This is a genomic window from Bacillus sp. FSL W8-0848 (genome assembly GCF_038007805.1).
Classification (GTDB): Bacteria; Bacillota; Bacilli; order Bacillales; family Bacillaceae; genus Bacillus; species Bacillus glycinifermentans.
This window is the reverse complement of record NZ_JBBOYB010000001.1, coordinates 1,889,335-1,901,737: the sequence shown is the minus strand read 5'-3', so window position 1 is coordinate 1,901,737 and position 12,403 is coordinate 1,889,335. Positions and strand designations below refer to the sequence as shown.

15 protein-coding genes are annotated in these 12,403 nt (G+C 41.5%); 12 read left to right on the top strand and 3 right to left on the bottom strand.

Annotated features, from left to right (window positions below):
- Positions 1-48: 48 nt before the first annotated feature.
- Positions 49-564 carry an AAA family ATPase gene (locus NSQ39_RS09950; protein ID WP_052948578.1) on the top strand — a complete coding sequence of 172 codons (516 nt, stop codon included), beginning with the start codon at positions 49-51 and terminating at the stop codon, positions 562-564.
- Positions 565-619: 55 nt separating this feature from the next.
- Complete coding sequence (locus NSQ39_RS09945) at positions 620-973, top strand: DUF3221 domain-containing protein (protein ID WP_157759335.1); 354 nt, start codon at positions 620-622, stop codon at positions 971-973.
- 730 nt (positions 974-1,703) lie between these two features.
- Here NSQ39_RS09945 and NSQ39_RS09940 read toward each other — a convergent pair.
- Positions 1,704-1,802 carry a YjcZ family sporulation protein gene (locus tag NSQ39_RS09940; RefSeq protein WP_081605354.1) on the bottom strand — a complete coding sequence of 33 codons (99 nt, stop codon included), beginning with the start codon at positions 1,800-1,802 and terminating at the stop codon, positions 1,704-1,706.
- Between the two features lie 721 nt (positions 1,803-2,523).
- Between NSQ39_RS09940 and NSQ39_RS09935 the strand changes: the two genes are divergently transcribed.
- From NSQ39_RS09935 to speG, 7 genes are all read left to right on the top strand, one after another.
- Positions 2,524-3,117: a hypothetical protein gene (locus NSQ39_RS09935; protein WP_231947463.1), complete on the top strand. Its 594-nt coding sequence runs from the start codon at positions 2,524-2,526 to the stop codon at positions 3,115-3,117.
- A gap of 61 nt (positions 3,118-3,178) precedes the next feature.
- Positions 3,179-4,414 (top strand): MFS transporter, encoded by a 1,236-nt coding sequence (locus tag NSQ39_RS09930; protein WP_175075176.1) that lies wholly within the window; start codon positions 3,179-3,181, stop codon positions 4,412-4,414.
- 339 nt (positions 4,415-4,753) lie between these two features.
- A complete protein-coding gene (locus NSQ39_RS09925; RefSeq protein WP_202049153.1) occupies positions 4,754-6,169 on the top strand; it encodes a flavin monoamine oxidase family protein in 1,416 nt (471 codons plus the stop codon).
- 348 nt (positions 6,170-6,517) lie between these two features.
- Positions 6,518-7,108, top strand: coding sequence for a TetR family transcriptional regulator (locus tag NSQ39_RS09920; protein WP_046132792.1), 591 nt, complete (start codon positions 6,518-6,520; stop codon positions 7,106-7,108).
- Between the two features lie 73 nt (positions 7,109-7,181).
- Positions 7,182-7,517 carry a DMT family transporter gene (locus NSQ39_RS09915; protein ID WP_046132793.1) on the top strand — a complete coding sequence of 112 codons (336 nt, stop codon included), beginning with the start codon at positions 7,182-7,184 and terminating at the stop codon, positions 7,515-7,517.
- On the top strand, positions 7,517-7,831 hold the full coding sequence (locus NSQ39_RS09910; RefSeq protein WP_046132794.1) for a DMT family transporter: 315 nt from the start codon (positions 7,517-7,519) through the stop codon (positions 7,829-7,831). Before NSQ39_RS09915 ends, NSQ39_RS09910 begins: the two co-directional genes overlap by 1 nt.
- Before the next feature lie 34 nt (positions 7,832-7,865).
- Positions 7,866-8,393, top strand: coding sequence for a spermidine N1-acetyltransferase (speG, locus tag NSQ39_RS09905; RefSeq protein ID WP_046132795.1), 528 nt, complete (start codon positions 7,866-7,868; stop codon positions 8,391-8,393).
- Positions 8,394-8,424: 31 nt separating this feature from the next.
- On the opposite strand, the gene NSQ39_RS09900 is transcribed toward speG, so the two are convergent.
- Together NSQ39_RS09900 and NSQ39_RS09895 are read right to left on the bottom strand one after the other, a co-directional pair.
- Positions 8,425-9,420 (bottom strand): FUSC family protein, encoded by a 996-nt coding sequence (locus NSQ39_RS09900; RefSeq protein ID WP_175075174.1) that lies wholly within the window; start codon positions 9,418-9,420, stop codon positions 8,425-8,427.
- Between the two features lie 104 nt (positions 9,421-9,524).
- Positions 9,525-9,710, bottom strand: a complete 186-nt coding sequence (locus NSQ39_RS09895; protein ID WP_046132796.1) for a DUF4177 domain-containing protein — start codon at positions 9,708-9,710, stop codon at positions 9,525-9,527.
- A gap of 155 nt (positions 9,711-9,865) precedes the next feature.
- Between NSQ39_RS09895 and resA the strand changes: the two genes are divergently transcribed.
- The 3 genes from resA (at position 9,866) to NSQ39_RS09880 (ending at position 12,382) form a co-directional block, all read left to right on the top strand.
- Entirely contained in the window at positions 9,866-10,405 is a 540-nt protein-coding gene (gene resA / locus NSQ39_RS09890) for a thiol-disulfide oxidoreductase ResA (RefSeq protein WP_046132797.1), read from the top strand.
- Between the two features lie 129 nt (positions 10,406-10,534).
- Positions 10,535-11,335 (top strand): DUF2935 domain-containing protein, encoded by an 801-nt coding sequence (locus tag NSQ39_RS09885; protein ID WP_046132798.1) that lies wholly within the window; start codon positions 10,535-10,537, stop codon positions 11,333-11,335.
- A 135-nt stretch (positions 11,336-11,470) separates the two neighbouring features.
- Complete coding sequence (locus tag NSQ39_RS09880) at positions 11,471-12,382, top strand: hypothetical protein (protein ID WP_052948580.1); 912 nt, start codon at positions 11,471-11,473, stop codon at positions 12,380-12,382.
- The last annotated feature ends 21 nt before the right edge of the window (positions 12,383-12,403 follow it).

The window sequence follows — 12,403 nt, the reverse complement described above, 5'->3', positions numbered from 1 at the left end:
TCACTTCTGCCGAAATGAAAACATACATATCAAAAGCAGGTGGAACGATTGAAAATTTATATCATATCCGGGCCGGCAGGGGCAGGTAAATCGACGATTGCAAAGAGGCTTTCCGAGCAGTTTGACCAGAGCGCTTATATAGAAGGAGACGTCATCAGTGATATGGTTATCGGTGGCTACCGCCCGCCCTGGGAAAGCGAAGAATCATTGGCCTTGACCTGGGAAAACATTGCTGATGTAAGCATTAATTTTATTCAGGCAAATAAGACGGTCGTGATTGATTATGTTGCTTTTCCAGAGGAAGTGGAAGCCTTTTCTCGAAAGGTTTATGCCGAGGTGAAGGCTGCTGTAATTTTTTATGTTGTATTATGGGTTGAAAAAGGTGAATTGTTACGAAGAGACGCCTTAAGGATAAAAAAACATCGGATGGGAACAAGATGTTTGGAATTAGCCGATGAATTCGAAAATAAGGGAATAGATGAGCGTTTTCTATACGATACAACGAACTTAGATATCCCCGCCATCCTCCTGAATATAAAAGAAAATCCTGGATTCAAATATTAAAACGCGTGTGTTACGCTCTTTTCAATCTTGGAAAGGAGACGGTGTATTGCAAAGGGTGTTCGTGCTTATTTCAGTTTTTGCTATTCTAGCTGGGTCCGGATGTCAAACGAATAAAGAAATTGAAGCTCCTGAAAAGGGGCAGAGCATTGTCGGCTATGTAATGTTAAAGGAAGGGGATAGAGCAATCCTTGTTGAGAGTCAGCACAGGCCAAAAAAAGAGGATTACAGGCTCACCGAAAGAGAGATCATTCAAAAATACCGGAACAAAGTGACTGTGTTAGGACTCAGTGACATAAATAACAAAGAAGCGCTTAAACAGAAGCAGAAAGTAAAAGTATGGCTTCACATGCTTAAAGAGTCAAACCCTCCTCAAGCAACGATTCATAGATTCGAAAAAATCAAGGAGTGACCTGCGCACATTACATTGAAATAAGAAGGCCGCATATCAAGGACAAAAAAGAGATGGAACCATTTTTTGGAACGATGGTTACGGATACATTGCCAAAGCAGGTCTATCAGAGCTCATTTAAGATATCGCAAGAAAATCGAAAATAAGAAGCGGCACTTGCAATGTGATTTTGATACAAGCGGGTAGTGCCGAAATTTTTTGATCGCTTAGATAAAATCTGCAATAAAGCGACCGGAACGATTAAATACGCTTCTGCCAGTGAATTGATTTATCAGCGCACAGATGGAGCATTAAAAGAATGGTATGAGATGGGAGCTGTCCATCCGAAACGCGGGACAGGGGGTTGCTTTTAAACGGGATGCTTCCTGAGCAGGGGCATCGAAAAATTTGCTTGGACAGAGGCTATTAGAATGCACAGGAGATATGGAAGAAGAAATTCGGCGAGCCTGATGATTTGCTGAAGGGCGCTGACCATATGATTTGAAGGTTATGGCCTTGTGATGCATCCACCCTATTCCGCAGATAATCGAACCCGGCAAAAAAGGCCCTTTATCAAAGGGCCCCTTCTATTTTAAAACAATAACATGGGGAGGGTAAATGAATTCCAACGGATTGATCTGACAGTTCGTTTTGGGAGGAGTGCAGAGGAGGGTAACACCCATAAGAACTGTTAGCCGGAGGGTGTTATTTCTGCACTTCTCAAATTAAATAAAGTTAAGTGCCCATTTGATTAATAAAATCCTCCGCCGACCCAGCTAGCACCGACGATGATCAAGAGAATGAACAGAACAACAATTAAAGCAAAACCTGTTCCGTAACCTCCGCTCATGTAGTTCACCTCCTTGAAGTACTAGTTTATCCTATGCCCGCAGCGAGCAATTGTATAGATCATTTATAAGGGTTTTGAAAAATGGTCGAGTTCATCAATAGAGGGAAGGAGATGACCGGCTGCACAGCCCTGTACGCGCACTTTCATCTTGGTGTTGCTCACACAATGGAAACAAAAGGATTGCTGCGTGAGGGGAAGGGCTTCGATTTCAGCTAACATCCATACAGATTTTTAAGAACAAAAAAGAAAGTCGATTTTTTTTCGCAGATCTGGAAATCGGCTTTCTTTTTATGTTAGACAGTTTGGAGGTTGTCTTTTATTTCTTGCTGGATATCAGAATTTCCTGCAATGATACCGGAAGCTCCCCAATCCAAAGTGATCGGAAATAGCTCTGCCGGCTTCTTTTTGGGGAAGCTTTTTGGATTACGAGTCCGCTATTTGTAAAACCTTCAATTCTTCCCTCACTACAGCGGGATGCTTTTATCCTTGTAATAGATCAATAGTTGGCTAAACGTTTAATTTGATAAGAAGGGCTATATATTTGGTTTAAACTCTCAATATTTAGAATTTAATAGAATGTTTGCTCTCGTTGAAAGATTACAAAAAAATTAGAGAAACAAATGATTTACATTTTGATTTCAGAAAATTGAAATTTATGTTGAAAAGAACGCTCTTTTTGTGTAACATTATATATGCAATAATTTACATTTGAGGGATTAAAATGGGTGTTGTGGCAAATGTTTGTAAAACACCGAAGGTACCATCATTAAAGTCAAAAGCTGAAGCGTTAGCGGTCAGAACACAAGAATCATTGGTAGAAGTTTATCTTGGTGTTATTGAGTTTGATAGAGCAGGCGAATATTATTTTGCAGGTGACAAAATAAAAGCTATTGATGCAGTCAGACAGGGTTTTAAAAAACTAAAGCATGCAAGAAACCTGCTAGTTGAAGTGCAGCATAGGGAGCTTGAAATGCATCCTCATAACACTAAAAAACTTGATACAAAATATGAAGAAATCATGTATGATGAGAAAGAAATGGAAGAAATCTTCAGGATAAGAGTTCGCGGGATTCAAAATGTAATACAATGCATTGATCATTTAACATACCTTAATGCGGAAGAAAAAGCTGTCGAAGCCTTAGAAAACAATGATTTTAACTCGCTATATCATTCGGTTTCTAATTCTGCAAGAGAGTTAATTACAGCTGCTCTTCATCATAATATGACTGTCATCCAACAATCTAAATATACACATGAAACATCAGATGTAATTAAAATACTTTTCCCTGAAGAGGTAAAAACAGCAGCTAATTAAAATACTTAATAAATAGAGGCTATCTTGTAGATAGTCTCTATTCTTAAAGCGAGGGAATAGTTTGAAGCATTCATGGATATTCAAAGGCGATTTTTTTAAACTGTGGTCTGGCACTTTTTTGTCGTTATTAAGCTCTACACTTTTTTATTATTCTTTAATATGGTGGTCTCTAAATGAAACAGATAGCGTCTTAAGTGGAAGTTTAGTAATCGGATTGGGGCTGGGAATATCAATAATACTTTCACCGTTTACCGGCTGGCTGGCAGACAGGTTCCATAGGGGAAGAATAATTGCCCTCTCTGATATCATCATTTCTCTTTTATTTTTCGTTATTGGTATTTTAGCCATTTTTAATTTCACATCCACATTACTATTAATCATTGCTAGAGCATTAATTTCTATCTGTTTGACGGCTATCGAACCAGCTTCACGATCTCTTATTTCTGCTACTCTTGAAAGGGATGTGATTGAAAAAGGGATAGCATTTCAAGAAATATTGAATCAAACTGCTCAGGTTACAGTTCCTATTATCACCGGTGTGTTATTCACTTTTTTTCCTTTCGGATATGTATGGATTTTATGCGGTTGCCTGACTTTTATATCAATTTTTTTGGAGTTTTTGATTAAAGATAAAAGAGGCAGCCAAAGCGAGGTCGCATTTAGCAGAAGGCAAATATTCACCGGATTCACCAACCTAATAAATAATAAACCTTTGAGAAATCTATTGTATGGTACAAGTATACAGCAGCTTTTGTTTAGTGGGTTCCCGATTTATATTGCTGTATGGACTTCTATATTAATTAAAGACAATGAATGGATTGGCGGTATTTTTCAATCAATTTGGGGAATAGGTACACTAGTAGCAGCAATTACTCTTTCTTTTTTGGCAAAGCAAGAACACCTTAAGGTTGTAGCTCCTACGTTGATGTTAATTTTTGGTCTGTTACTTTCTCCTTTAGGATGGGTTACAAATGTCTACATAGGTTTAATTTTACTTATTTTAACTGGCGCTATTAGCGGAGTCGTGAATATTTATCTTGAGGGCTATCTGCAAAGAGTGACCGAAGGAAGTGACAGAGCTAGGTCACTGGGAGCATTTTTTGCTGTGAACAGCTCTTTAATGCCATTGGGATATGCTTTAGCAGGGGTGGTATCAGAAGTTGTAGATAAAAATGTTCTATTCCTGATAATAGCTCTTCCAACACCTTTGGTTTCATTTTTCATTTTAAGATCAGTTCAAATTTGGGAAGGGAAAGTTAAAAAGATCCACGGATCCGAAAAAGCAACTCCATTATAGGCGACCAGAAGAGCCAGTTACTTGTGAAAGCGGTAAGGCTTGTAATTTTTTCACTAAAAATGGTCTCACTCGAAGAATTGAGGACACATTTGCTGAAAGATGGCTCTATGAACCTCTTGCCAATAGAATAGAAATTATAAATTAGCTCTATAATATTGAAAGAAAATTTCCGTTTGGAAAACGATTGTCAGGAGTGAAAAACCTGAAGGGATTCGGAAGTTAATTCAACAGCAAAAAAATTCATTAGATCGTGATAGGCACCCTTTTTGGTGAATATAATGCAATAAATCAAAAAAGAGGGTGCCTCGCAAAGTGAATGCTCGATTAAAGAACAAAGACATGATCGCGATTATTAGAAACGGTCTTCCGGCATCACATCGTCCGAAGCGCATTATTGTCGTTGGTGCCGGGTTGGCCGGGCTTGTGGCAGCGTCTTTGCTAAAGAATGCCGGACACAACGTGACGATTCTGGAAGCGAATGATAGAATCGGAGGACGTGTCTACACTTCGCGGTCCCCCTTTAGTGCCGGATTGTATTTCAATGTCGGGCCGATGCGCATTCCGGATATCCATTCTTTAACTTTGGAATATATTGAAAAATTCAAGCTGCCAACAAATGTATTTTTGAACAGAACTCCAATGGACATCATTTATGCCAACGGCGTTAAAACACGTCTCCGCATTTTTGAAGAAAATCCGGGCATTTTGAGATATCCTGTTGCACCGAATGAACAAGGAAAAACGGCTGAAGAACTGATGCTTTCCGTATTGCAGCCGATCCTCGATTTTATTAATCAAGACCCTGCGAGAAATTGGCGTATTGTCGAAAAACAATACAGGAACCATTCGTTAGGCTCTTTCCTGAATACTTATTTTTCAAGCGGTGCAATCGATATGATCGGCGTACTTTTGGATATGGAAGCGTACATGGGGATGTCCCTTGTTGAAGTATTGCGGGAGTCGATATTCTTCACATCGCCGACTCGCTTCTATGAGATAACAGGCGGCATGGACCTGCTTCCGCAGGCATTTCTTCCTCAGTTAAAAGAAAATATTCTCTTCCATCAAAAAATGGTGAAAATTTCTCAAGATCAAAATAGAGTAACGATCCATTGCATTCATCAGCAGTCGAGGGAACATACAGCGCTCTCAGGCGACCTTGCGATCATCACCATTCCTTTTTCAGCCTTGCGATTTGTAAAAGTTGAACCATTCGGCTCCTTTTCCTACTTTAAACGGAGAGCCATTCGCGAACTCAACTATATAGCCGCAACAAAAACCGGAATTGAGTTTAAGAGTCGATTTTGGGAGAAAGCAGGGCAGCGAGGCGGCAAATCCATAACTGATCTCCCGGTTAGATTTTCGTATTACCCAAGCTTTGGCATCGGATCGAATGGACATGCGGTCGTGTTAGCAAGCTATACATGGGCGGATGAAGCGCTGACATGGGACAGTATGCCAGAAGGAGAGCGCCTCTGGTATACTTTAATGAATTTATCGGAACTCTATGGAGATATCGTGTGGTCTGAGTTTGTGTCCGGCGCTTCATTCAGCTGGAGTCTGAACCCATTTTCCGTCGGGGGATTCACAGCGTTCGAACCAGGACAGGAAATAGAGCTGTATCCTTATATTCCTGTTCCTGAAGGGAGAATCCATTTCGCCGGAGAACACACCTCACGCGCTCACGGATGGATGCAGGGAGCGATTGAATCCGGAATTCGAGTGGCGAATGAAGTGAATCATTTAACTACATAATGCCTATTCGAGATTTCAGAAAATTAAGACGTTCATTCGTTTGAGAGGAACCACAACAGTATAGCCAGCAGAAGGCATTGAATCCGGCGGCTGGCATTTTTTAAATTTAAGAATTGCTCAATCGTAATCTTAAATATTACATAGTTGAGGTGTATGCGATCACGGTTCCAAGCGTTACACTGCTCCGCCGGAACCGGGGGCTTCCGGAGGCGATCTCCCAGCGCGTACAGCGAAACAATGGAATCCCTTAACATATCTCCGACAGCACGTTGAACAAAACAGTTGACACCAAACAACCAATCAACTAAAATGACTGAAAGTCATTCATTTATTAGGGGGGTCTTCAACTTGCCGAAACAAACGTCGGGGAAATACGATAAAATTTTGCAGGCTGCCATTGAAGTCATTTCTGAAAAAGGGCTTGATAAGGCCTCCATTTCGGATATCGTGAAAAGGGCGGGGACCGCACAGGGGACCTTTTATTTATATTTCTCATCGAAAAACGCCTTGATCCCGGCTATTGCAGAGAACCTTCTGACGCATACGCTGGATAAGATTAAAAGCAAAATTAACGGCACCGAGCATTTCTGGACGGTTTTGGAGATTCTGATCGATGAGACATTCAATATTACAAATGCTCATAAGGATATTATCGTTCTTTGCTATTCAGGTCTTGCCATCGACCATTCCATGGAGAAATGGGAAGCGATTTATCAGCCGTACTATAAGTGGCTTGAGGGAATTATCGGGAAAGCGGCCGAAAACGGCGAGATTATTCGCGATATCAACGTAAGGTGGACGGCGAGAACGATTATTAACTTTGTTGAGAATACGGCGGAACGGTATTACATTGGGGCTGAAAAAGATGAAGATATCGAAGTTTTCAAGAACGAGATCTTTGCATTTTTAAAAAGAAGCTTAGCTGAACATAAAAAATGATGGTTTTTTGCCGATCATTTTTTCTTGCCCTAAAAATGACTGACGTTCATTCACAAAACTGGGGGTGTTACAAATGAGTTGGCTGATCGTTATAATTGCAGGTTTTCTTGAGGTGGTCTGGGCTTCTGCACTTAAACATGCTGATAGTTTTTTAGATTGGCTGATCATTCTATTGTTGATTGCGGTCAGTTTTCTACTTTTGATTTATTCCTATAGAAAAATTCCGATGGCTTCCGCTTACACCGTATTCGTAGGAATTGGAACGGCCGGTACGTATTTGACGGGAATTTTTTTAGGAGAATCTTTTTCCGGAGGCCAAATGTTCTTTTTAGCTTTGCTGCTTGCGGGCATTGTCGGAATGAAGATTTTCACGAAAGAAAAAAACGCCAGGTCAGGAGGTGAACATTGATGGCATGGTTGTTGCTTTGCCTTGCCGGCGTTGAGGAAGTGATTGCGGCTGTAGCAATGAAATATATTGATGGTACAAGAAAGAAATGGCCGATCATCGTGATGACGCTGGGCTTTGCTTTGTCATTTTATTGCCTTTCAAAAGCGATGCAGGTTCTTCCTTCAGGCGTTGCGTATGCAGTCTGGACCGGGATTGGCAGCATCGGCGTGACTGCGGTCAGCTTTGTTTGGTTTAAGGAACGGTTTCGCTTATCACAATTGATTTCACTTTGTCTGATCATCGCCGGGGTCATCGGCCTCCGGCTCACGTCTTGATGATAAGATTTTAAAAAATTTGGAGGATATTTACATGGATAATCAGTTAAAATTGCGTGCGTTGGAAAGAGAAGATTTGCCGTTTGTGCACCGCCTCAATAATGATGCGAAGATCATGTCTTATTGGTTTGAAGAACCTTATGAAACGTTCGTCGAGCTGCAGGATTTATTTGATAAGCATATTCATGACCAAAGCGAACGACGTTTTATCGTGGAGAAAGATACAGAAATGATCGGTTTGGTGGAACTGGTCGAGATTGATTATATTCACAGGAGAGCAGAGTTTCAAATTATTATTGATCCTGAACATCAAGGCAAAGGCTATTCGGCCGGTGCAACCTTTTTGGCGATGAATTACGCGTTTTCCGTCTTAAATTTGCACAAACTTTATTTAATCGTCGATGAAGAAAACAAAAAGGCCATTCATCTTTATAAAAAATGCGGTTTCTCAATCGAAAGCGAGCTGCAGGATGAATTTTTCGTAGACGGCTTTTATCATAATGCGATCAGAATGTGCATTTTTCAGAAGGAATTTTTAGCGATCAAACAACGTAAATCGTGACGGCTGATGTCCGGCTGGACCGGCTTGTATCTTAATTGTGATTGACAGCATCTAAAAAGTTCTTCGTTTCTTGATATATAGCAATCGGATAGATGTTCGGAGCAAGCTGAGGGGATATTCCTGCCAGGCGTTCAGGGTTCAAATCCTGAGATAACGGAAATATCTTCTTTTGGCTGTTTTTGAATGCCTGGCCGATGATATCGATCTGCTCTGCCCACGCCGACCGGTCGTCTGAAGACATAAGACCGGAGGCGCCCCATTCCAAAAACGTTTTGATTGTGTTTGACAAATATGTATATCCTTCCGTAAGATCTTTCATTTCCCGTTCGTAAGCATTGAGTTTTTGCCTGTTTTTTTCGCCGGCAGGAATAAATTTTACGCTGTCTGATGCATGGCGCAAAGCTTTTTTGGTTTGGTGGAGCTCTTTTAATAATGCATCGGTTTCTTTTTGAAGGTTTTCTCCTTTTGCTTTTTGACATCCGGCTTTGATCCAGGACGATACGTCCATAAAAGCGGTATTGATTTTAATTGAAAACTGGCGCATTGATTCTGAAGCATACTTTGTCAAATTAGGCGGGTAAATTATATGAATCAATATGGCTACGGCCACTCCGATCACGGTATCGATGATCCGGTCGAATGCATAATGATTTGACTGCGCCAACGAAAAAACAAATAAAATGGTGATCGCCGCTTGGTGCAGCCCGACTTGATCTAATTTCAGCCATTTTGAGATCCATAACCCATACACTAATAAAGCGCCTAAAACCCAGCCGTTGTGGGGAACGAACGAGACAATATAAGCGGTCAAAAGGACTCCGATGACTGTACCGGCGATTCGTTTGAGTGAAAACTTGACGGTTTTGCCTACTGTTCCATGGAGACATAAAATGACGGAAAGCGGGGCCAAGTATGGATGATTCGATCCAAACGCTTTTGCGATTTCCCATGATAATGCCGAGGCAGCCGCCATCTTCCAAATGAGCATTGTTTTAAGTTCAGAATCCCACTTCTTTTTTCTATCCATGTTGTTTGATGTTCCCTTTTTGTGAAATATAGGTATATTTTTGTTCTATTTTTCGCTTTTTATGTGGGGTTTCTTTTTGGAATTGTCAATGCCCAGTCACCGGACTAGGCATCCCTTTCAAAGATTAACTCAAAATAAGCCGCAGATCCGTAACCGGCCGTGCTTGGGGCGAAAATTTGAACAAAACGCCATCCTTTGCCGGCGTAATCGCGAATGATTTGCTGGTAATCTTCCTTTGGTTTTCTGTTGAACGAGCTCAGCTCGACTCTTACAAATTCGTATTCTTTCATTTTTGAAACCTCCTTGACAGTTACATACGTATTTCAGGTGCGAAAGTTTCATCAAACAGACAAAACAGCTTTTTGCAGAAAATGAAGGGATTTACACATATTGCATCAAATTATTATGGTAGATTTTGATGATGTATAACGAAGGAGAAAATACAATGAAAACAAAGAAGCGGCTTTTGTTTAAGACCATGATTCTCGTCCTTTTCATTTCGGCAGCATGGTTCGCTCTTTACCAGCAGTTCGCTGTAAGCGATGACAGGAGGGAAAGCGCGGAGCTTTACCAGCCGGCTCCGAACTTTACATTACCTAAGGTGAACGGTGGAAAAGTAAACCTGAAAGAGCTGAAAGGCAAGGCGGTCGTCGTGAACTTTTGGGGTTCCTGGTGCGGACCGTGCAAAAGGGAAATGCCGGTTATTCAAAAAGCCTATTCCCGTTATAAAGGGGAAGATCTTGAAATCGTTGCCGTGAATGTTCAAGAATCAGAAGCTGTCGTAAAACGTTTTATAGACAGTTACAGCTTAACCTTTCCCGTCGCTCTTGATAAAAAGGCTGAAGTTTACCGGTCCTGGGAGATTTTTAGCCTGCCGACAACGTTTTTCATTGATTCAGAAGGCGACATCATGCGCGCTTATGAAGGAGAAATGTCATCCGGCAAGCTCCATCAATGGATAGACGAATTGCTGAAGAGAGGTTAAGGATCCGGCTGCGGCCTGTAGCGGGCGTCTTACAGTCATGCGCAGCAGCAAGGGCCTGTGCCTTGATCATAATTGAAGCATTCGCCGAATAGCCATAATGAAGAATGGTTATGAAAGGGAGGCGCGATGTTGAAAACATATCAGGAAACAGCGGTCTTTGAGCACAAATTCTGGCTTCAGGTGTTGGGGGATCACGCCCGTTTTATTCTTGATTCGTTGGCTGAGAGAGAGAGGGGGGACATTGAGCAGGCGAAGCGGTTCAAGCAAGCGTTTGATGTGCTGTTGAAGAAAGTCAACGCGTCGTCTGATTTGTATTCGCTGACGATGGAAGCGGAGGAATATGCGCTGAGTTTCAGAAAGTTCAAGCTTTCTATCATTAAAAGGCATTTAACCGGCGATATTAAAATTCATCTTTCTCCAACTTTTATTAATCATATGGTAAATGAGCTTGAAGAATATTTGCTTGTCATGAAATATTTGAAAAGAAAAGAAGTTCCGCCTACCTTTCACGAACTGCACCATCATATGCTGTGGCTGATGGATGCTGCCGGACACGCGGGAGCGATCAGCGATGATCTCGACGGAGTGGAAAAACGCTTGAAAAAAAAGAGCAGGGGATTTGAGAAGCATTTTGAACAGTTTTATTTGAAGTCTGTGGAGCTTACCGGTTATTTAAGAGCCAATGTTGAATCGTTTCCGGCTCTTAGAAAAATGAATGAGGACGTTAAGCTTGAAATCGATTTATTCCGCACTTTTCTCCACGAGATAGAGGAATTGGAGTTGTCCGATCAGGTGCTCGGTACATTTTCAGCGCTTATGGCAGACCATATGATGAGGGAAGAATGCTACTACTTAATGAAAATCGCGGAATCGACAAATACGCAAAAACCTGCATGTGATCCCGCAAAGCCGCGTCTGCAGGAAAATTAAAGCGTACGTCAGTATGCTTTTTTTATGACTGCATTTTGTTAAAGAAATCCATTTTGTTTCCGATGAACAAAATAGGACAGCAATTTGCGATATGAAAAGGAAAATATTAAGAGATGGAAAGGAGAGTATCCCATCATGCTGCGAAAACAAAAATGGCTGGCGCTTTTTCTGATTGTCTTTTTCGCTCTGGCGGGTGCTGATTCTGCATTAGCTGAAACGCCTTCGGGAAAAGACAAAGCCATGTATGTATGGGATGTCCGGCAGGAAATTAATACGCTGGACAACCGGAACAAGCTGATCAGCTTTGCCTTGCAAAAAGGGGTCAATTTGATGTATGTCATGACAGGAGATTACCTGAAAACTGATCCGTATAAATATGAAATGCTGAATGCTGCAGCTGCTCAAAACGGAATCAAGGTTTACGCATTAAACGGCGATAAATCGTGGGGGCAGCGTCAAAATGAAGCGCTAAACCAGATGCAACAGATTTATGATTTCAATCAAAAGGTCTCCTCAGCCGAGAAAAGGTTTTCCGGTATTCAGTTTGATATTGAACCGTATTTAAACTCCGAATGGAAGGATAAAGAGGCCCGGAAAACGCTGATCAAAGACTATTTGGATCTCCTGGCTAAGCTTAAGACTAAGGCTGCATCTGAGCCGGAGAAGATTCCGGTGTCCGCGGCAATCCCGTTTTGGTGGGACGGAGCGGAATACGATTATGTTTATCAAGGAACTGCTAAAAAATTGGCTTATCATGTGATCGATATGATGGACGGAGGCGTGACGATGATGGCCTACCGAAATACCGCAGCAGGAATCATTTCGATCTCAGAAGGGGAAGCCGATTATGCGGCCAAAACAGGAAAACCCTTTTCCGTCGCTGTAGAAACGAAGGATGTTCCAGAGGCCTATACAACTTTTTTTGGAAAAACGGAAACCGAAATGAATCAAGAGCTCGACATCGTCGACTCCCGTTATGCAAACCTTTCCGTTTACAGGGGATTAGCCATCCATTCGTATGAATATTACCGGTTGATGAAGCCGTAAGGACGTGATTCCGGAAAACGC

Excerpts from the sequence above, each read along its gene's own strand:
- NSQ39_RS09940 (WP_081605354.1), bottom strand. The coding sequence starts at position 1,802 with ATGAGCGGAGGTTACGGAACAGGTTTTGCTTTAATTGTTGTTCTGTTC.
- NSQ39_RS09935 (WP_231947463.1), top strand. The coding sequence starts at position 2,524 with ATGGGTGTTGTGGCAAATGTTTGTAAAACACCGAAGGTACCATCATTA.
- NSQ39_RS09925 (WP_202049153.1), top strand. The coding sequence starts at position 4,754 with ATGATCGCGATTATTAGAAACGGTCTTCCGGCATCACATCGTCCGAAG.
- NSQ39_RS09915 (WP_046132793.1), top strand. The coding sequence starts at position 7,182 with ATGAGTTGGCTGATCGTTATAATTGCAGGTTTTCTTGAGGTGGTCTGG.
- NSQ39_RS09910 (WP_046132794.1), top strand. The coding sequence starts at position 7,517 with ATGGCATGGTTGTTGCTTTGCCTTGCCGGCGTTGAGGAAGTGATTGCG.
- speG (WP_046132795.1), top strand. The coding sequence starts at position 7,866 with ATGGATAATCAGTTAAAATTGCGTGCGTTGGAAAGAGAAGATTTGCCG.
- NSQ39_RS09900 (WP_175075174.1), bottom strand. The coding sequence starts at position 9,420 with ATGGATAGAAAAAAGAAGTGGGATTCTGAACTTAAAACAATGCTCATT.
- NSQ39_RS09895 (WP_046132796.1), bottom strand. The coding sequence starts at position 9,710 with ATGAAAGAATACGAATTTGTAAGAGTCGAGCTGAGCTCGTTCAACAGA.
- resA (WP_046132797.1), top strand. The coding sequence starts at position 9,866 with ATGAAAACAAAGAAGCGGCTTTTGTTTAAGACCATGATTCTCGTCCTT.
- NSQ39_RS09880 (WP_052948580.1), top strand. The coding sequence starts at position 11,471 with ATGCTGCGAAAACAAAAATGGCTGGCGCTTTTTCTGATTGTCTTTTTC.